This window comes from Streptomyces pseudoechinosporeus, from assembly GCF_054783935.1.
This window is the reverse complement of the sequence record NZ_BAAGPS010000012.1, coordinates 424,799-442,759: the sequence shown is the minus strand read 5'-3', so window position 1 is coordinate 442,759 and position 17,961 is coordinate 424,799. Positions and strand designations below refer to the sequence as shown.

Here is a 17,961-nt window from a genome sequence, read left to right as displayed (position 1 = left end):
TCCGGGGTACACGAAGGGTATGGACACCAGAGGTTTGGCCATCCCTCACGAGATCGCGGCAGGGGCCATCCCCTTCGCGATGGGGGTGGTGATCGCGTCGATACTGATCCTCGCGGTGTGGTGGGGCATGCGCGTGCGTGACCGGGAACCCGGGCCGCCGGACCCCGAGGACCAGCCCCATCTCCCCGAATCCGGCCCCGTCCACGAGATCCGCGAGATGCGCGAGCCCGACGAGGTGCCGCACGACGGAGGGGTGCTCCTCCCGCACGAGCTGCGGGGCTTCGGCAACATCCGCTCGCACACCGCGAAGGACCAGACACCGCCGGTCTGGAGTCCGAACAGCAGCGGCGGTTTCGGCAGCGGCTCGCCCGGACACCACTGAGGGTCGCCGGCCGGTCTCCGAAGGGGCGGGGCTTGTGACGGAGCCCCGTCCCGTCGAGGGCTGCCCGTGTGACCGGACAGGTCCGGGCTGCGGCGCCGGCCGGGGCTCGGGGTCAGGGAGGAGCGGCCGTGAGCGCCATGCAGCCGTTCGTCGACCGGCTCGACCACCCCGTGTACGTGGTGACCGTCGCCGCCGACGGAGAACGAGCCGGCTGCCTGGTGACCTTCGCCTCGCCGTGCTCGATCAAGCCCGCCCGTTTCATGGTCTGGCTGTCGACGCTGAACCGGACCTACCGGGTGGCACGGTCCGCCGAACAGCTCGCGGTGCATCTGCTCGGCCGCGACCAGCACGCGCTCGCGGAACTGTTCGGCGGCGAGACCGGCGACCGCGCGGACAAGTTCGCCCGCACTGCCTGGACACCGGGCCCCGGCGGCGTTCCCGTGCTGGACGACACGCTCGCCTGGTTCGTCGGCCGGGTCGAAGAGCACGTCGACACGGGCGATCACATCGGCTTCCTCCTCAGCCCTGTCGCGGGCGAGGCACAGGAACGAACACGGCGGGAGCCGCTGTGCCTGAGCGATGTCGTCGACATCACCGCTGGGCACCCCGTCAGCTGAACCTGGGCAGTTGCACACGCTCGACGTCAGCGGTTCCGCAGCGCCTTGATCAGCTCCTCCTTCGACATCGAGGAACGGCCCTTGATGCCGACCTTCTTCGCTTCCTCGTAGACGTCCGACTTCGACTGTTCCTCGTACTTGCCGCGCTTGCCGCCCTTGCGGGAGGAGGACGTCGGGCTGTTGGCGATCCGCGCCGCCTTCTCCTTGCCCGCGCCCTCACGGCGCATCGACTGATACGTCTTCTCGTCCTTGATCTGCGGCCTGGGCATGGAGATCCCTTCCTTCCTCGAAGGCAGGTTTCGGGTACCCCCGACCGGCCACCCGGAACACATGGTGCGAATCGGATACACGATGATGACCGAGCAGGCCGGTCCACGTGAGCTCGTACGGCACGTGGTGGCCGCGGAGCAGGCCGGATTCGACTTCTCCGTCACCTCGGACCACTACTTCCCGTGGCTCGAGGAACAGGGCCACGCCCCCTACGCGTGGAGCGTGCTCGGCGCCGCGGCGCAGGCCACCTCCACGATTCCCCTCATGACGTACGTGACCTGCCCGACGACCCGCTATCACCCGGCGGTCGTCGCGCAGAAGGCCGCCACGACGCAGCTGCTCGCCGAAGGCCGCTTCCGGCTCGGGCTCGGCTCCGGCGAGAACCTCAACGAACATGTGGTGGGCGGCGGTTGGCCCGCCGCGCACATCCGCCTCGACATGCTGGAAGAGGCCGTGGAGATTATCCGGGTGCTGTTCGCCGGCAAGAACGTGAACCACCACGGCGCTCATTACGACGTGGAGAACGCCCGGCTGTACGACCTCCCCGACGAGCCGCCCCCGATCGGCATCGCCGTCTCGGGCGAGCACTCCTGCAGGGTCGCCGGCCGGCTGGCCGACCTGTTGATCGCCACGGAGCCCAGTTCCGAACTGCTGGACTCCTTCGACCGCCACGGCGGAACCGGCAAGCCCAGGGTGGGCCAACTCCCCGTCTGCTACGACCCCGACAAGGACGCCGCCGTCGCGCGGGCCCACGAGCAGTTCCGCTGGGCACTCGGCGGCTGGCCGGTCAACGCCGAACTCCCGGGCCCCGTGAACTTCGACGCGGCCACGCAGCACGTACGCCCCGAGGACGTCGCACAGACCATCCCGTGCGGCGACGACGTCGACACCTTCGTCGAGGCCATACGCCCCTACGTCACCGCGGGCTTCACCGAGATAGCCCTCGTCCAGGTCGGCGGCGACCACCAACTCCCGTTCCTGGACTGGGCGGAGAAGAAGCTGCTACCGGCACTGAAGGACCTGTGAACGAGACCCGAGCGAAAGGACTTTCCGCACCATGGCCATCGCCCAGTACCGCCTGGTAGCCCTGGACTGCCCGGATCCCCCGGCGCTCGCCACCTTCTACGCGGGCGTACTCGGCGGTGACATCAAGCAGTACAACGACGACTGGTACGACCTCTACGTGCCCGGCGGCCACCACATCGCCTTCCAGCGCGCTCCCGGTTACCGCCCGCCCGACTGGCCGCGCGCCGACGACAACTCCCAGCAGATGCATCTGGACTTCACCGTCCCGGACATCGACACCGCCGAGACCCAGGTACTGGCCCTCGGCGCCACCCCACTCGACCTGGACGACGAGAACGGCCGCCGCAGGTTTCGCGTGTACGCGGATCCGGTGGGCCATCCGTTCTGCCTGTGCTGGGAGTGACGGGGGAGCCTCACGGCCTATAGCGCAGCGGATGGTCCGCGGGTACCTCCACCACCGCGATCTCGGTTCCGTCCGGATCGGTGAGCCACATTTCGATCAGGCCCCACGGCTCCTTGACCGGGGGCCGCAGGATCTCGACGCCCCGAGCCGTCAGCTCCTCGTACGCGGCTGTCGCGTCCGCCACCTGGAGCCACAGCTTGAGCGCGGGGGAGGGGGATTCGGCGGAGCGTCCGGCGACTTCCAGGAAGCCGCCGCCGAGGAAGTAGACGGTGCCGCGTTCGGGGCCAGTGCCGAACTCGCGGTAGACGGCGAGGCCCAGTTGCTCGCCGTAGAAGGCGCGGGAGCGCTCGGGGTCGGTCGGGCGGAGCAAGGTCCGGCTGCTCAGTACATGCACCATGGAGCCGCACCTTAGTGGGAGGGTTACGCTCGTCGGTGCCCGAGCCGCGCCGAGATCGGAGACTCGTTCCCCATGGACACCGCCGCCACCGGCCTGACCTTCCAAGACGCCACCGAAACCGACGTCGACGCCCTTGTCGCGCTGATCGAGTCGGCCTACCGCGGGGACTCCAGCCGGACCGGCTGGACCACCGAGGCGGACATCCTGGAGGGGCAGCGGACGGACCCGGAGGGCGTGCTCGAGGTCATCAAGTCGCCCGACAGCCGACTGCGTACCGTCGAGCGCGACGGCACCCTGATCGCCTGCTGCCAGCTCGAACACCGCGGTGACCACGCCTACTTCGGCATGTTCGCGGTCAGCCCGGCGCACCAGGGCGGGGGCCTCGGCAAGGTGATCCTCGCCGAGGCCGAGCGGTACGCACACGAGATCTGGGGCGTCGCGGAGATGCACATGACCGTGATCTCCGTACGAGAAGACCTCATCGCCTGGTACGAGCGGCGCGGCTACCGCCGTACGGGAAAGATGACACCCTTCCCGTACGGCGACGAGCGGTTCGGCATCCCGCAGCGCGACGACCTGCAGTTCGAGCTGCTGGTGAAGCCGCTCACTGCGTGAACCGGCCTATGCCGTGAAGCGCCCGGTGCGCTTGATCTCCGGGTAGTCGGTGGTCGCGCCGTCCAGCTCCAGGGCGCGTACCAGCCGCAGATGGTCCTGCGTGTTCACCACCCAGCCGATGATCCGCAGGTCCGCCTTGCGCGCGCACTCGACGATCTCGAGGGTGAGCCGCCGGATGTTCAGTACGACACTGGTGGCGCCGACCGCGGTGGCGCGCTCGACGACATCGGTGCCGTACCGACTGGCGACCAGCCCGGTGCGTACGCCCGGGACGAGCCGCGCGATCTCGGCGATCGCCTCGTCGTGGAACGACAGCACCTCGACCCGGCCGGCCAGATCCCGCCGGTGAATGACCTCGGCGAGCGCCTGAGCCGCCGCGACGTCCTTGATCTCGGCCTGGAGCGGCGCCGTGACGGCGTCCAGGACCTCTTCGAAGACCGGGATGCGCTCACCGCGGCCCGCGTCCAGCGCGCGCAGCTCGGCGAGGGTCTGCTCGGCGATCGGCCCCGAACCGTCGGTCGTCCGGTCCACCTCGGCGTCGTGCATGACGACGAGCGCGCCGTCCTTGCTCAGATGCAGATCGAGTTCGATCACGTCGAGGCCGGCCTGCTCGGCGGCGACGAAGGAACGGAGGGTGTTCTCGGGTTCGACACCCATGATTCCGCGATGACCGATGGTGAGGAAGTTCAAGGCTGACTCCGCTTCCGTCGACGGCGGCTCCTGCCGCGCGCAACGGTCCCGTGCCCACGCGGCCAGCCCGCAGCCTAATCGCCCGGCTCGGCGATGAACCCGGTCCGACCGCGAGGAATCACACCTTCCAGCTGCCTGTCAGTCGCCGCCCAGCCGCCCGGACGCAGCCTGCCGCGGCGCCCCGGCTCACCCCTGGGTGGGCGAGTCCCCGGGCGGGTTGACCGACCACACGTCGACCGCCCGTACCGCTACCCGGGTGGTGGTGAAAGTAATCGCCGAAACGGTATCTGGCAGGAAAAAGAGCGGTGAAGGTAGGGGTAATGCAGGACGATTTCCCGAACCTCCACTTGTGGGGGAGAACCTCGCATGCATACGGTGTGTGTACGCGAGGTTCTCCCGTGGAGGATGGGGTCATGACGGAAATTCTTGTGCAGGTGGGTGCGGAGGAGCAGGTTCCTCCCAGTGGCAGGGTGGTGGAGCACCCGGCTTGGCCCGTGCTCAAGGATGCCGTGGAGCGGATCCGGCCATGGCAGTCCAAGGACGGCTCGATCGACTTCGAAGCCGAGGGCGCCCCCGATCCCGGCGACGCCGAACTCGCCGTACGCCGTGTCGTGGACGCCGTCGAGGCGCTCGCCCCCCTGCTGCCGCACGACGCCGCGTACCACAAGGCGCTGGTCGACGATCTGCGCCGGTGGGCCGACGACGGCTTCAAGGTGCCCGACTTCCTCGACTCGCTGCTGGCCTTCCAGCCCGCCGCCAACCGCCGGGACGGCCTCCAGCACCTGGTCGTCTTCCCGATGTACACGCAGAACGGCAATCCGAACCGCAACCTCGAAGCTCTCGTGCTGCGCATGGTCTGGCCGGACTGGCTCGCCGAGCTGGAGCGCACCCGCTACGACAACCCGCTGTTCTGCGGCATCACCTTCGAGGACTTCACCTCGGGCTACGACACCAACTCGGCCGTCCTCTTCCCGGAGACCATCGCCGTGCGCGAGGCCCCCGAGCGGTTCAGCTGGGGCGGCATCTTCTGTGACCGTGAGGCCGCCCGGTTCCGCCGGGTCACCGAGGCCGCCGTCGACATCCTCGGGCTCGAACTTCCCGATGACGTCCGCGAGATGGTCGCCGACCAGGACCGCTGTCAGCAGGCCTTCGTTCTGTGGGACATGGTCCACGACCGCACCCACAGCCATGGCGACCTGCCCTTCGACCCGTTCATGATCAAGCAGCGCCAGCCCTTCTGGATGTACGGCCTGGAGGAGCTGCGCTGCGACCTCACTGCCTTCAAGGAGGCCGTGAAGCTGGCGGACGACGGTGTCCCGCAGGGCCGTGACGTCCAGTACGCGGTGCTGTTCGACCGGATGTTCCGCTTCCCGGTCACCGGAGAGCGCGTCCGCAACTACGACGGCCTCGGTGGCCAGCTGCTCTTTGCGTACCTGCACAAGCACGATGTCGTCCGCTGGACTGACAACAAGCTGTCCATCGACTGGCGGCGCGCCCCGCAGGTCACCAACGAGCTGTGCGCCGAGATCGAGAAGCTGTACCGCGAGGGCATCGACCGCCCGAAGCTGGTCCACTGGTTCGCCGGATACGAACTGGTCTCCACCTACCTCGCCCCGCACCCGGGATCCAAGTGGGCCAAGGGCCCGGACGCCCTGGATCTGAGCCAGCCGCCGCGAAAACTCGTCGATGACGTGCTTCCGGACGAGTTTCCGCTGAGCATGTTCTATGAAGCACTCTCCAAGAAGCTCAAGAACGTGATCGCCTCCACCAAGGGGATCGTCGCGGAGAGCGCCGAGCGGGTCGCCGCGTGAGCGACCTCGCTACGAACACTGCTCAGGAGGCGAGGACCATGGGGAACGGGGCGCTCAACGGCGCGGTGATCGCGGTGGCCGGTGCGGGTGGTCCCGCCGGCCGGGCCGCGTTGCTGCGGCTCGCCGAGGCGGGAGCTGTCGTCATCGGCTCGGACAACGATCCGGAGCGGCTGGCCGAGGCCGTGGACGCGGCGAGCTACGCACACGGCGGCGCCACCGTCGTCGGCGACACGGTCGACCTGCTCGACCGGCAGTCGGCCCAGGAGTGGGCCACCCGCATCGAGAAGGACTTCGGCCGCGTCGACGGCCTGGTCCACCTCGTCGGCGGCTGGCGCGGCAGCGAGACCTTCACCAGGACGAGCCTCGACGACTGGGACTTCCTCGAGATGCTGCTCATCCGTACCGTGGCGCACACCTCCCTCGCCTTCCACGAGGCTTTGCAGCGCAGCGATCGCGGCCGCTACGTCCTGATCAGTGCCGCGGGGGCGAGCAAGCCCACCGCGGGCAACGCCGCCTACGCCGCCGCGAAGGCCGCGGCCGAGGCCTGGACGCTGGCCCTGGCCGACTACTTCCGCAAGGCCGGGGGCGAGTCCGGGCCCACGTCGGCGGCTGCGATCCTGGTCGTGAAGGCGTTGGTGCACGACGCGATGCGCGCCGAGCGCCCCAACGCGAAGTTCGCGGGCTTCACGGACGTCAAGGACCTGGCCGAGGTCATCGCCGATGTCTGGGAGCGGCCCGCCACCGAAGTGAACGGAAAGCGCCTGTGGCTGACCGAGAAGCCGTGAACCCTCCGAAGACCGACGCGCGGCGTCATCACGACCCGGAGATCCGTGGCTTCGCCAGCGACAACTACGCGGGAGCCCATCCCGAGGTGCTCGCCGCCCTGGCCCTGGCCAACGGCGGTCACCAGATCTCGTACGGCGAGGACGCGTACACCGACCACCTCCAGCAGGTGATGCGCAGTCACTTCGGTGCGACGGCCGAGGCGTTCCCCGTCTTCAACGGGACGGGCGCCAACGTCGTGGCACTCCAGGCGCTCACGGACCGCTGGGGCGCGGTGATCTGCGCGGAGGGCGCGCACATCAACGTCGACGAGGGCGGCGCCCCCGAGCGCATGGGCGGCCTCAAGCTGCTGACGGTGCCCACCCCCGACGGCAAGCTCACCCCCGAGCTGATCGACCGGCAGGCGTACGGCTGGGAGGACGAACACCGCGCGATGCCGCAGGTCGTCTCGATCACCCAGAACACCGAACTCGGCACCGTCTACACGCCCGAGGAGATCCGCGCGATCTGCGAGCACGCCCACGCCCGCGGCATGAAGGTGCACCTCGATGGCGCCCGGATCGCCAACGCCGCCGCCTCGCTGAACGTGCCGATGCGGGCGTTCACCAACGCGGTCGGCGTGGACGTCCTGTCCTTCGGCGGCACCAAGAACGGCGCACTGTTCGGCGAGGCCGTCGTCGTCCTCAACCAGGACGCCGTCAGCCACATGAAGCACCTGCGCAAGCTGTCGATGCAGCTCGCCTCCAAGATGCGCTTCGTCTCCGTGCAGTTGGAGGCCCTGCTCGCCAAGGACCTGTGGCTGCGCAACGCCCGCCACTCCAATGAGATGGCCCAGCGCCTCGCCGAGGGCGTGCGCGCGGTGCACGGCGTCGAGATCCTCCACCCGGTGCAGGCCAACGCGGTCTTCGCCCGGCTGCCCCGCGACGTGAGCGAACGCCTCCAGAAGCGCTACCGCTTCTACTTCTGGGACGAGGCGGCAGGGGACGTCCGCTGGATGTGCTCCTTCGACACGACGGAGGACGACGTGGACGGCTTCGTGGCGGCGCTCAAGGAGGAGATGGCGCGCTAGCGCAATCTGCATAAGTATGCGAATGAAAGAAAAATCATTGACTCTAGGTCTGTCGCGTTCCTATGCTCTGCGGCATGGAGTTGATCCAGGAAAACCCTGACTTGTCTGCCTACTTGGCCGCCGACGAGGTCATCGACCATCATCATCCGCTCGTACGGGAGACGGCGGCGCGTCTCGCTTCGACGGCCGCCGACTCGTATGCCTATGCGCGAGCGGCGTACGAATTCGTCAGGGACGCCATCCCGCACTCGGCCGACAGCGGCGACATGCGCGTCACCTGGCGTGCCTCGGATGTCCTGGAGCAGCGCACGGGCATCTGTCACGCCAAGGCTCACGCGCTGGCCGCACTGCTGCGGGCCGAGGACATCCCCACGGCGCTGTGTTACCAGTCGCTGATGCACGACGACGGCAGCGCGCTCTGCGTGCACGGTCTGGTCGCCGTGCGGTTCAACGGAGCATGGCACCGCCAGGACTGCCGCGGCAACAAACCGGGTGTCGACGCGCAGTTCTCGCTCGAGGGCGAACGCCTGGCCTGGACAGCCGACCTGAAGTCCCATGAGGTGGACTATCCGGGTCTGTATGCCCAACCTCACCCGGCCGTGCTGCACGTCCTCAAAACCGCCCCCGACCGTGAGTACCTGTGGAAGGCGCTCCCCACCGCACTCTGAGCTGTGCCCGCCCCGGGGTGACTTGTGTCAGCGCGCTTCGGCTGCCTTCACTTCTTCGGGTGTCGGGGCCGTGCCGCCGAGATGGGCCGGCATCCACCAGGTGTCGTTCGGGTCCTTGGGGCGTACGGGGTAGGCGCGCTGGGCTGCTTCCAGGAGTTCCTGGACTCGCTCGCGGAGTTGGCGGGTGATCGCGCCCGCGTACTTGTCGCGGGAGGCCTCGATCGCCTCGCCCACGCGGATGGTGATCGGGATGTGGCTGCGCTTGAAGTTCTTCGGATGGCCCTTCGTCCACAGTCGCTGCGTACCCCACAGGGCCATCGGGATCAGCGGGACGCCGGCTTCCTGGGCCATGCGCGCGGCGCCCGACTTGAAGCTCTTCAGCGTGAACGACTGGGAGATCGTGGCCTCGGGGAAAACCCCGACGATTTCACCGGAACGCAGCGAGTCCAGCGCGTGCGCGTACGCAGCCTCACCGTTCTTGCGGTCCACGGGGATGTGCTTCATGTTGCGCATCAGCGGGCCGGAGATCTTGTGCCGGAACACCGACTCCTTCGCCATGAAACGGACCAGGCGCTTCTGCGGCAGGGCGGCGAGACCGTCGAAGATGAAGTCGAGGTAGCTGATGTGATTGCTCACCAGCACCGCACCGCCCGAGCGCGGGATGTTCTCCGATCCCTTGCAGTCGATCTTCAGGTCCCAGGCCTTGAACAGCGTGCGGGCGAGACCGATGGCGGGACGGTAGGCAAGCTCAGCCATGAACGGAGTGGACCCTTCTCTCTGCCTGGGAAGGGGGCTCCCGGCGGGAAAGTTACGCAGCCGTAGGTTTACGGCATTGCGCAGATCGTGCCCGAAGAACGGACGAGTAGCCAGTCCTGGTTCCTTCGAACGGCGAGATTCTCGTCACTTCGGGGGACGGCCTTGCTCCTATGGAACCGGGAATCTTCGGATCCTCATATGTGCTGAAGCAGCATGGTGCTCGCGGTGGCGAGCGACTACGAAGTGCCGCATCGGCAGCGGAGCAGGAGGTGAACGTGCGCGAGCGCGACGGCGAAAGGCGGCTCGGTACGGCCGAGTTGGGCGAGAACCTCGGTGAACGGGCCACATTGGTCCAGTTTTCCAGCGTCTTCTGCGCGCCCTGCCGCGCGACCCGCAGGGTGCTTGCCGAAGTGGCCGGAATGGTCCCGGGCGTGACGCACATCGAGATCGACGCCGAGGACCACCTGAATCTCGTACGCGAACTCGACATCCTCAAGACCCCCACCGTACTTGTGCTCGACGCGAACGGATCCGTTGTGCGCCGCGCAACCGGGCAGCCGCGCAAGGCGGACGTGATTGCCGCGCTCGGCGACGCTGTTGGAAGGTCCTGACGGCAGGGGCATGTGCCCCGTGCCGCTGCCGGTGACGCATCTCCCAGATGTCGGAACGCGCTTGACTGTGCGCACCACCTATCGTCAGCCTGGCCGTGTGCCCCCGGAACTCCTTCTCTACGAGCGCGTCTACGTGGACCTCGCCCGCAATGCGAGCGCGCGCTGTCCGGTCTGTTGAGCAGTCCAGGACCTCGTCGCCTCCCGCAGAAGGACAACTCCATGACGGCCCTGCCCGGCCTCAGCACCCCCCAACTCGCCTCTCCCGACCTGCTCCGCTCCGTCTTCCGGCGGCACGCGGCCGGAGTCGCCGTGATCACCGCCCAGCGCGGCGGCAGCCCGGTCGGCTTCACCGCCACCTCGCTCACCTCCGTCTCCACCGAGCCGCCGATGATCTCCTTCGGCATCGGCACGCGCGCCTCGAGCTGGCCGGTGATCTCCGAGACGGAGCACGTCGGCGTCCACATACTCGGCGAGCACCAGCGGGAGCTGGCCGCCACCTTCGCCCGCAGCGGCGCCGACCGCTTCGGCGCGCCCACCGGCTGGCGCGAGGGTCCGGAGGGTGTGCCCGTACTCGACGACGTCCTGGCCTGGCTCGTGTGCCGGATCGTCGCGCGCGTACCCGCGGGGGACCATCGCGTCGTGCTCGCCGAGGTCGTCCTCGGGGATCCAGCCGGCGCCGGGCGCCCGCTGCTCTACCACCAGGGGCGCTTCCATGGTCTGCGCGACTGAGAGGCCCCGGCCTGTGCATGAGCGTCGGGTTCCGATTACGCTGCGTTGCAAAGGTCACAGTTCAAAGCGCTTGCTTAGCGGGCAAGAACTGGGTGTACTGGCGAGTAATATTTGGTTCGGAGCGCAGGCCGCCCCAACCGGGACGGGCCGCTTGAGGCGCCTATGCTGCCTGAAACAAGGCAGCTCGGAAATGACGATTGCAGTAGGAGAGCCGGCGTGAGCTTGAGGATCGTTGTCACTGTGAAGTACGTGCCCGACGCCACTGGCGACCGGCACTTCGCCGATGACCTGACCGTCGACCGGGACGACGTGGACGGCCTGCTCTCGGAGCTCGACGAGTACGCGGTCGAGCAGGCACTGCAGATCGCCGAGGACGCCGACGACGCCGAGATCACGGTGCTGACCGTCGGCCCGGAGGACGCCAAGGACGCGCTCCGCAAGGCCCTGTCCATGGGCGCCGACAAGGCCATCCACGTCGAGGACGACGACCTGCACGGCACCGACGCCATCGGCACCTCGCTGGTGCTGGCCAAGGCGATCGAGAAGGCCGGCTACGACCTGGTGATCTCCGGCATGGCGTCCACCGACGGCACCATGGGCGTCGTCCCCGCGCTGCTGGCCGAGCGCCTGGGCGTCCCGCAGGTCACCCTGCTCTCCGAGGTCTCCGTCGAGGACGGCACGGTCACCGGCCGCCGTGACGGCGACTCCGCCTCCGAGCAGCTGGAGGCCTCCCTTCCGGCGGTCGTGTCGGTCACCGACCAGTCGGGCGAGGCGCGCTACCCGTCCTTCAAGGGCATCATGGCCGCCAAGAAGAAGCCGGTGACCTCCTGGGACCTGTCCGACCTCGACATCGAGGCCGAGGAGGTCGGTCTGGAGGGCGCCTACACGGTCGTCGACTCCGCCACGGAGCGCCCGGCGCGCACGGCCGGCACGATCGTCAAGGACGAGGGCGAGGGCGGCAAGCAGCTCGCTGAGTTCCTCGCGGGCCAGAAGTTCATTTAGCGGCTGGGGGTTACCCCCGGGCAGACACAGCATCTGAGCCCAACCCGCTTACCGCCCCTCATCTTTCGCAAGCAGGAGAGAAGAAGTCCCATGGCTGAAGTCCTCGTCTACGTCGACCACGTGGACGGCGCCGTCCGCAAGCCCACCCTGGAGCTGCTGACGCTGGCCCGCCGCATCGGCGAGCCGGTCGCCGTCGCCCTCGGCGCGGGCGCCGCCGACACCGCCGCCGCACTCGCCGAGCACGGCGCGACCCGCGTCCTGACCGCCGACGCCCCCGAGTTCGCCGACTACCTGGTCGTACCGAAGGTGGACGCCCTCCAGGCCGCGTACGAGCAGGTCTCCCCGGCCGCCGTCCTCGTTCCCTCCTCGGCCGAGGGCAAGGAGATCGCCGCGCGTCTCGCGGTCCGCATCGGCTCGGGCATCATCACCGACGCCGTCGATCTCGAGGGCGGCGACGAGGGCCCGGTGGCCACGCAGTCGGTGTTCGCCGCCGCGTTCTCCACCAAGTCCCGCATCTCCAAGGGCACTCCGGTCATCACGGTCAAGCCGAACAGCGCGGCCGTGGAGCCCGCTCCGGCCGCGGGCGCGGTCGAGGCCCTGTCCGTCACCTTCTCGGACAAGGCGACCGGCACCAAGATCACGTCCCGTACGCCGCGTGAGTCGACCGGCCGCCCGGAGCTGACCGAGGCCGCGATCGTGGTGTCCGGCGGCCGTGGCGTCAACGGCGCGGAGAACTTCGCGATCATCGAGGCGCTCGCCGACTCCCTCGGCGCGGCCGTCGGCGCCTCGCGCGCCGCGGTGGACGCGGGCTGGTACCCGCACTCCAACCAGGTCGGCCAGACCGGCAAGTCCGTCTCCCCGCAGCTGTACATCGCCTCCGGCATCTCCGGCGCGATCCAGCACCGGGCCGGCATGCAGACCTCGAAGACCATCGTGGCGATCAACAAGGACGCCGAGGCCCCGATCTTCGACCTGGTCGACTACGGCGTGGTCGGCGACCTCTTCGAGGTCGTCCCGCAGCTCACCGAGGAGATCAACACCCGCAAGGGCTGAGCGTCTCTGAGCGTTACGAGGCCCCTGTGACCGTCGGCACGGTCACAGGGGCCTCGCCTCATCCCGGGCTCATGCCAGGACTCATCCCAGAGTCAGCGACGCCTGTACGGGCAGATGGTCGCTCGGGAACTGGCCGTTCGCGGAGAAGGTGTTGATCGAGGCCCGGTGCGCGGTCACGCCGGGAGTGGTGAGGACCCAGTCGATACGGTCGCCGTCCGGGATCAGCGGCCGGTAACCGTGGAAGGTCGCGTACAGCTTGCTCCGCTCGGCCGCCGTGTCCCAGGTGTCGACGAGACCGGCGCCCAGCATCGTGTCGTAGACGGGGTTCTTGTGCGCGGCGACGTTGAAGTCGCCGGTCACGACGAGCGGCAGTGACCGGTCGAGGCCCGCGATGCGCTGGGCGATCAGCTGGGCGGCACGCGCGCGTGCGTTCTGGCTCGCGTTGTCGAGGTGGGTGTTGAGGACGTAGAACTCCCGCTCCCCGTCGCGCAGATCGCGGAACCGCACCCAGGTCACCATGCGGATGGAGCCGCCGCCCCAGGTGTTCGAGCCGATCACGTCGGGCGTGTCGGAGAGCCAGAAGTGGTCGTACTCCACGGGGGCGAGCCGGCGGGTGTCGTAGAAGATCGCCATGAACTCGTCGCGGCTGCCGCCTGCGCGGCCCGTGCCGATCCAGTCGTAGTGCCCGCCGAGGTCGGCCTCGATGTCGCGCACCTGCTGGTAGAGGCCCTCCTGGGTGCCGATGACGTGGAGGCTTTCGCGGCGCAGCAGTTCGCGGGTCACGGGGCGGCGGGCGGCCCAGCTGTTGGGTTCGGCGGTGCTCGCGTACCGCAGGTTGAACGACATGACTTCCAGGCGGCGGCTGGATCTGTCCGGCGCCGCGGCGGTCGCGGTGAGGGGTGCTGTACTGGACAGAGGCAGGGCGACCGCGGCGGCGATGGCGGTCTTCAGGCCCAGACGACGCGTGACTCGGCTGTGCTTGATGGGCACGGGAGGGCTCCTTCGGTGGCGGATGCCGGGCGAGTCGTGCGCATCGCAGTGTCGGAGTTGGGCGTGAACATGTCGAGATCCCGCGATGACCACAGAAGGAAGTCCCGGGTGGACCTGGGCGGAGGAGGGTGTTGACCAGCGGGAAGGTCCGCGGATAACTTCGCTCTACGGATTGTTGATTCCGGTCAGCGGAAATCAGAGGGGTGTCGGGATGGGCCAGGGCGCACAGGAGAAGGTGGCGACGAGCCTCGCGGGCGCCGTCAGTGAGGAGATCAGCGCCTCCCTCGTCCCGGTCGACGCCGAACTGGAGCGCCGCTACCCCGGAGACCCCGGCACCCGCCAGCCCGTCCACACCGTCTACGTACCCGGGGACGTGTTCGCCGCCGACACCATCCGCTCCTGGGGCGACCAGGCCCTCGCCGCCCTCGACGAACACGCCCCGGACGCCGCCTCGTTCGCCGCTGTCCTCGGCCTCGCCGACGAACTCGCGGAGCCCGTCCACACCCGCGTACGCGCCAAACTGGAGCGCGAGCCCATCGAGGACCTGCGCGTCGACTTCGAGGACGGCTACGGCCCGCGCCCCGACGCCGAGGAGGACGAGGCCGCCGCTTGTGCGGCACGGCTGGTGTCGGAGGCGTACGAGAAGGGCACGGCAGCCCCGTACATGGGCATCCGTATGAAGTGCATGGAGGCGCCGGTACGCGACCGGGGCATCCGGACCCTCGACATCTTCCTGACCGGGCTGATGGCAGCGGGCGGACTGCCCGACGGGCTCGTCCTGACGCTGCCGAAAGTGACGTACGCCGAGCAGGTCACCGCGATGGTGCGGCTGCTGGAGGCCTTCGAGAAGGCGCACGGGCTGGAGCCCGGGCGCATCGGCTTCGAGATCCAGATCGAGACCAGCCAGGCCATCCTCGCCACCGACGGCACCGCAACCGTCGCGCGGATGATCCAGGCCGCCGAGGGCCGCGCCACCGGGCTGCACTACGGCACCTTCGACTACAGCGCCTGCCTCGGCGTCAGCGCCGCCCATCAGGCCAGCGACCACCCGGCAGCCGACCATGCGAAGGCGATCATGCAGGTCGCGGCGGCGGGCACCGGCGTACGGGTCTCGGACGGCTCCACCAACGTCCTTCCCGTCGGCCCGACTTCGAAGGTCCACGACGCCTGGCGACTGCACTACGGCCTCACCCGCCGTGCTCTGGCCCGCGCCTACTACCAGGGCTGGGACATGCACCCGGGCCACATCCCGACCCGGTACGCGGCCGTGTTCGCGTTCTACCGCGAGGGCTTCGAGCAGGCCGCGGCGCGCCTCGCCCGGTACGTCAACCGCGCGGGCGGCGATGTGATGGACGAGCCCGCGACCGCCAAGGCGCTCAGCGGCTACCTGCTGCGGGGCCTGGACTGCGGGGCCCTCGACATCGCGGAGGTGGCGCGTGTGACGGGTCTGACCCGCGCGGACCTGGAGAGTTACGCGGCGCCCAGGCGGGGCGATCTGACGGTTTCCGCCAAGTGACCGAGAACGTCCTCGTCAAGTAGCGGGCCTGTCACAGGAGTTGCCACTGGCGCGCGCTGTCACCCCTGGCCCCTAGGCTGTACGGGAGTTGATGGGTGTGTCACAGGAACGGGGCAGCGGTGTCTTCGGGGGAGAACGAACACACGGACGGGATCGGCCGGCTGCTCGCCGGGCGCTATCGGGTCGTGGCCCAGCTCGGACGCGGCGGTATGGGCGTCGTCTGGCGGGCCCTTGACGAGGTCCTGGGCCGTGAGGTCGCGGTCAAGGAACTACGGACGTACACCGACGCCGCCGCGCCCGAACTGGCCGACCTGGGGCGCAGGATGCAGCGCGAGGCGCGCGCGGCGGCCCGCGTGCGCCACCCCGGAGTCATCGCCGTGCACGACGTGGCTGAGGTCGACGGGCGTCCGCTGATCGTCATGGAGCTGGTCGACGGACCCTCCCTGGACGACGTCCTACGTGAACAGGGCCCCCGCGAACCGCGCGAGGCCGCCGAGATCGGCGCGAAGGTCATGGACGCGCTGGCCGCGGCCCACCGCGCCGGAGTCCTGCACCGCGATGTGAAGCCCGGCAACATCCTGCTCGACCGCTCCGGCCGCGTGGTCCTCACCGACTTCGGCATCGCGACGATGGAGGATCCGGGTGACGGGTCCACCACGCATCTCACCCGCAGCGGTGAACTGGTCGGCTCCCTGGACTACTTGGCGCCCGAGCGCGCCCAGGGCCACGACCCCGGGCCCGCCTCCGACGTATGGGCCCTGGGCGCCACGCTGTACGCGGCCGTCGAGGGCACCTCACCGTTCCGCCGTACGTCGACATGGTCCACGCTCACCGCGATCGTGGCCGACCCGCTGCCGGAGCCACGGGCCTCCGGTTCGCTGAGCCCCGTACTGCAGGAACTGATGCAGAAGCAGCCGCAGGACCGGCCGGACGCCGACCGGGCGCGCGAGCTGCTGGAAGAGGTGGCGCAGGCGGCCGGCCAGGACGCCGCGACCACCAACCTGCGCGGATCCACACCGAAGCAACGCGAGGCCACCGAGCGGAGCGTCGCGGCGGTACCGCCCGGTTTCGGGGCTCCGGGCTCGGCCGGACCGGGCCTCGGAGCGCCGCAGCCCGAGGACCGGGCGACCGCCTCCGACGGCGGCCCCCGGCGTCGTAAGGCCCGAGTCCTTCTCGCCGCCGCTGCTGTCACCGTCGTCCTGGCCGCGACCGGCGTCTCCGTGGCCCTGTTGACCGACTCCGACGACTCCAAGACGAGCGGGCAGCCTTCGGCCTCCCGGGAAGCCGGCGAATCCCCGTCCTCGGCGGGCCCCAGTCGTGGCACGGTGGACACGTCGGACGAACCCGAGTCCGACCCCACCCAGCAGGGCGACAAGCAGTCCTCGCCCACGCCCGCGCCCGGGAAGTCGGAGCGCCCGGAGGCCGCCGAGTCGACGACGAAGGGCCCCGCCCCCTCGCCGGGCCCCACCGACGGCGGCGGTGCCACAAGCGGCGGCAACTCAGGCGGCACGAGCGGCGGCGGAGGCGGCTCCAGCCCCGCTCCCGTCTGCAATCCCATCGGCGGCGGCAAGTACAACTGCGAGGTCTGGCGCGCCGCCGCGTCCTACACCGCGGACGGAGCCGAGGTCGGCACCCTCAAGGCGGGCACCAACTACTTCTACTGCCAGCAGAATCTGGGCCGCCGCGAGACCTACGGCGAGTGGACGAACATCTGGTGGGCGAAGACGGACGACGACAACGGCAACACGAACGTCTTCATCAGCGACGTCTACATCAAGGGTGGCGACAACGACGCACCGGTGCCGGGACTGCCGGTCTGCTGAGCGCGTACGTACTTCTCCAGGCCGGAGGCCGTCGTCCACCCCTCCTCGGCGAACAGCCGGGTGCCGCGCATGCACAGTGCCTGGTCGCCGCGCGCCCGGGTGCAGAACTCCTCGGGTGTGGAGCCGAACAGCTCCCTCAACCGCGGTGACTCGGCGAGGAGTTCGGTGAGCAGCGCATGCTCGCCGGGATGCCTGCGCGGGGTACCGGAACCGTTGTGGAGGACGCCGCGGCGGTTGACGTAGAGATGGGCGCCGTCGAGCAGCTCGCCCGACTCCAGCTCGACCGGAACGTCGCGAGCGGGCAGCAGGACACGGTCGTACGCACCGGACGGCGCGGTGACTCCCTCGCTCCTGTCGATCGCGTCGAGCTGCGCCGGGTTCAGCCAGGTGAGGAACAGCTTCCGGGTGAGTCCGGGAGCGCGGAAGGGGGAGGCGGACACGTAACCGAGCCCGGTGATATGCGCGGAGACGCCGATCTCGATGCCCGTGACCTTCGCCTTCACCAGGGGGATGGGGGCGGTGACTCCGTACTCCCGCATCTTGTGCCGGAGTTGGGCGGGGCAGGCGTTGGAGCCGATCGCCAGGACCGGGACGCGATCCTCGAAGGTGAGGCGGGTCAGCGGCAACAGCCGGTCGCCGTCCAGGAGTCCGGACTCCTCGGGCCAGGCGCCCGGATAGGTCAAGGGGTGGTCGCGCGGGGCTTCGGCGAGGCCGAGTGCCGCGAGGGTGCGGTGATCCGGGTGCGTCATG

General features: G+C 69.3%; 20 protein-coding genes and 1 pseudogene. 15 read left to right on the top strand and 6 right to left on the bottom strand.

Going from position 1 to position 17,961, the window contains the following annotated elements:
- Positions 1 to 19 precede the first annotated feature (19 nt).
- Complete coding sequence (locus ACYVO6_RS19640; RefSeq protein ID WP_461062744.1) at positions 20 to 382, top strand: DUF6479 family protein; 363 nt, start codon at positions 20 to 22, stop codon at positions 380 to 382.
- Between the two features lie 128 nt (positions 383 to 510).
- Positions 511 to 999, top strand: coding sequence for a flavin reductase family protein (locus ACYVO6_RS19635; RefSeq protein ID WP_461062742.1), 489 nt, complete (start codon positions 511 to 513; stop codon positions 997 to 999).
- Between the two features lie 26 nt (positions 1,000 to 1,025).
- Here ACYVO6_RS19635 and ACYVO6_RS19630 read toward each other — a convergent pair whose 3' ends face one another.
- Positions 1,026 to 1,268 (bottom strand): DUF7218 family protein, encoded by a 243-nt coding sequence (locus ACYVO6_RS19630; RefSeq protein WP_461062740.1) that lies wholly within the window; start codon positions 1,266 to 1,268, stop codon positions 1,026 to 1,028.
- 61 nt (positions 1,269 to 1,329) lie between these two features.
- Between ACYVO6_RS19630 and ACYVO6_RS19625 the strand changes: the two genes are divergently transcribed.
- Both ACYVO6_RS19625 and ACYVO6_RS19620 read left to right on the top strand, forming a co-directional pair.
- On the top strand, positions 1,330 to 2,295 hold the full coding sequence (locus ACYVO6_RS19625) for an LLM class F420-dependent oxidoreductase (RefSeq protein ID WP_461062738.1): 966 nt from the start codon (positions 1,330 to 1,332) through the stop codon (positions 2,293 to 2,295).
- Positions 2,296 to 2,326: 31 nt separating this feature from the next.
- Entirely contained in the window at positions 2,327 to 2,698 is a 372-nt protein-coding gene (locus tag ACYVO6_RS19620) for a VOC family protein (protein ID WP_461062736.1), read from the top strand.
- A 10-nt stretch (positions 2,699 to 2,708) separates the two neighbouring features.
- Here the strand turns inward: ACYVO6_RS19620 and ACYVO6_RS19615 are convergent, their stop codons facing one another.
- Positions 2,709 to 3,095: a VOC family protein gene (locus ACYVO6_RS19615; protein WP_461062734.1), complete on the bottom strand. Its 387-nt coding sequence runs from the start codon at positions 3,093 to 3,095 to the stop codon at positions 2,709 to 2,711.
- Between the two features lie 72 nt (positions 3,096 to 3,167).
- Between ACYVO6_RS19615 and ACYVO6_RS19610 the strand changes: the two genes are divergently transcribed.
- The gene (locus ACYVO6_RS19610; protein WP_461062732.1) at positions 3,168 to 3,710 is read left to right on the top strand and encodes a GNAT family N-acetyltransferase; all 543 of its coding nucleotides are present in this window, start codon (positions 3,168 to 3,170) and stop codon (positions 3,708 to 3,710) included.
- Between the two features lie 6 nt (positions 3,711 to 3,716).
- Here the strand turns inward: ACYVO6_RS19610 and ACYVO6_RS19605 are convergent, their stop codons facing one another.
- Complete coding sequence (locus ACYVO6_RS19605; protein ID WP_461062730.1) at positions 3,717 to 4,400, bottom strand: glycerophosphodiester phosphodiesterase; 684 nt, start codon at positions 4,398 to 4,400, stop codon at positions 3,717 to 3,719.
- Between the two features lie 413 nt (positions 4,401 to 4,813).
- Between ACYVO6_RS19605 and ACYVO6_RS19600 the strand changes: the two genes are divergently transcribed.
- The 4 genes from ACYVO6_RS19600 to ACYVO6_RS19585 all read left to right on the top strand — a co-directional run bounded on the left by ACYVO6_RS19600 (position 4,814) and on the right by ACYVO6_RS19585 (position 8,731).
- On the top strand, positions 4,814 to 6,211 hold the full coding sequence (locus ACYVO6_RS19600) for a DUF6421 family protein (RefSeq protein WP_461062728.1): 1,398 nt from the start codon (positions 4,814 to 4,816) through the stop codon (positions 6,209 to 6,211).
- A gap of 38 nt (positions 6,212 to 6,249) precedes the next feature.
- The gene (locus tag ACYVO6_RS19595) at positions 6,250 to 6,996 is read left to right on the top strand and encodes an SDR family NAD(P)-dependent oxidoreductase (protein WP_461062726.1); all 747 of its coding nucleotides are present in this window, start codon (positions 6,250 to 6,252) and stop codon (positions 6,994 to 6,996) included.
- Entirely contained in the window at positions 6,993 to 8,063 is a 1,071-nt protein-coding gene (locus tag ACYVO6_RS19590; protein WP_461062724.1) for a threonine aldolase family protein, read from the top strand. The genes ACYVO6_RS19595 and ACYVO6_RS19590 overlap by 4 nt, the downstream gene beginning before the upstream one ends.
- 74 nt (positions 8,064 to 8,137) lie before the next feature.
- A complete protein-coding gene (locus ACYVO6_RS19585; RefSeq protein ID WP_461062722.1) occupies positions 8,138 to 8,731 on the top strand; it encodes a transglutaminase domain-containing protein in 594 nt (197 codons plus the stop codon).
- 27 nt (positions 8,732 to 8,758) lie between these two features.
- Here the strand turns inward: ACYVO6_RS19585 and ACYVO6_RS19580 are convergent, their stop codons facing one another.
- The gene (locus tag ACYVO6_RS19580) at positions 8,759 to 9,487 is read right to left on the bottom strand and encodes a lysophospholipid acyltransferase family protein (protein ID WP_461062720.1); all 729 of its coding nucleotides are present in this window, start codon (positions 9,485 to 9,487) and stop codon (positions 8,759 to 8,761) included.
- Positions 9,488 to 9,700: 213 nt separating this feature from the next.
- Between ACYVO6_RS19580 and ACYVO6_RS19575 the strand changes: the two are divergent.
- The 4 genes and pseudogenes from ACYVO6_RS19575 (at position 9,701) to ACYVO6_RS19560 (ending at position 12,882) form a co-directional block, all read left to right on the top strand.
- Positions 9,701 to 10,098: pseudogene (locus ACYVO6_RS19575) on the top strand (TlpA family protein disulfide reductase).
- A gap of 219 nt (positions 10,099 to 10,317) precedes the next feature.
- Complete coding sequence (locus tag ACYVO6_RS19570) at positions 10,318 to 10,827, top strand: flavin reductase family protein (protein WP_461062718.1); 510 nt, start codon at positions 10,318 to 10,320, stop codon at positions 10,825 to 10,827.
- Positions 10,828 to 11,043: 216 nt separating this feature from the next.
- Complete coding sequence (locus tag ACYVO6_RS19565; protein WP_461062716.1) at positions 11,044 to 11,829, top strand: electron transfer flavoprotein subunit beta/FixA family protein; 786 nt, start codon at positions 11,044 to 11,046, stop codon at positions 11,827 to 11,829.
- Positions 11,830 to 11,919: 90 nt separating this feature from the next.
- Positions 11,920 to 12,882: an electron transfer flavoprotein subunit alpha/FixB family protein gene (locus ACYVO6_RS19560; protein ID WP_461062714.1), complete on the top strand. Its 963-nt coding sequence runs from the start codon at positions 11,920 to 11,922 to the stop codon at positions 12,880 to 12,882.
- An 81-nt stretch (positions 12,883 to 12,963) separates the two neighbouring features.
- On the opposite strand, the gene ACYVO6_RS19555 is transcribed toward ACYVO6_RS19560, so the two are convergent.
- A complete protein-coding gene (locus ACYVO6_RS19555; protein ID WP_461062712.1) occupies positions 12,964 to 13,872 on the bottom strand; it encodes an endonuclease/exonuclease/phosphatase family protein in 909 nt (302 codons plus the stop codon).
- Between the two features lie 211 nt (positions 13,873 to 14,083).
- Between ACYVO6_RS19555 and ACYVO6_RS19550 the strand changes: the two genes are divergently transcribed.
- Both ACYVO6_RS19550 and ACYVO6_RS19545 read left to right on the top strand, forming a co-directional pair.
- Positions 14,084 to 15,388: a DUF6986 family protein gene (locus ACYVO6_RS19550; protein ID WP_461062710.1), complete on the top strand. Its 1,305-nt coding sequence runs from the start codon at positions 14,084 to 14,086 to the stop codon at positions 15,386 to 15,388.
- Between the two features lie 119 nt (positions 15,389 to 15,507).
- Positions 15,508 to 17,211 (top strand): serine/threonine-protein kinase, encoded by a 1,704-nt coding sequence (locus ACYVO6_RS19545; protein ID WP_461062708.1) that lies wholly within the window; start codon positions 15,508 to 15,510, stop codon positions 17,209 to 17,211.
- Here the strand turns inward: ACYVO6_RS19545 and ACYVO6_RS19540 are convergent.
- Positions 17,157 to 17,960, bottom strand: a complete 804-nt coding sequence (locus tag ACYVO6_RS19540) for a hypothetical protein (RefSeq protein ID WP_461062706.1) — start codon at positions 17,958 to 17,960, stop codon at positions 17,157 to 17,159. The two genes, ACYVO6_RS19545 and ACYVO6_RS19540, sit on opposite strands and share 55 nt — an antisense overlap.
- Position 17,961 lies beyond the last annotated feature (1 nt).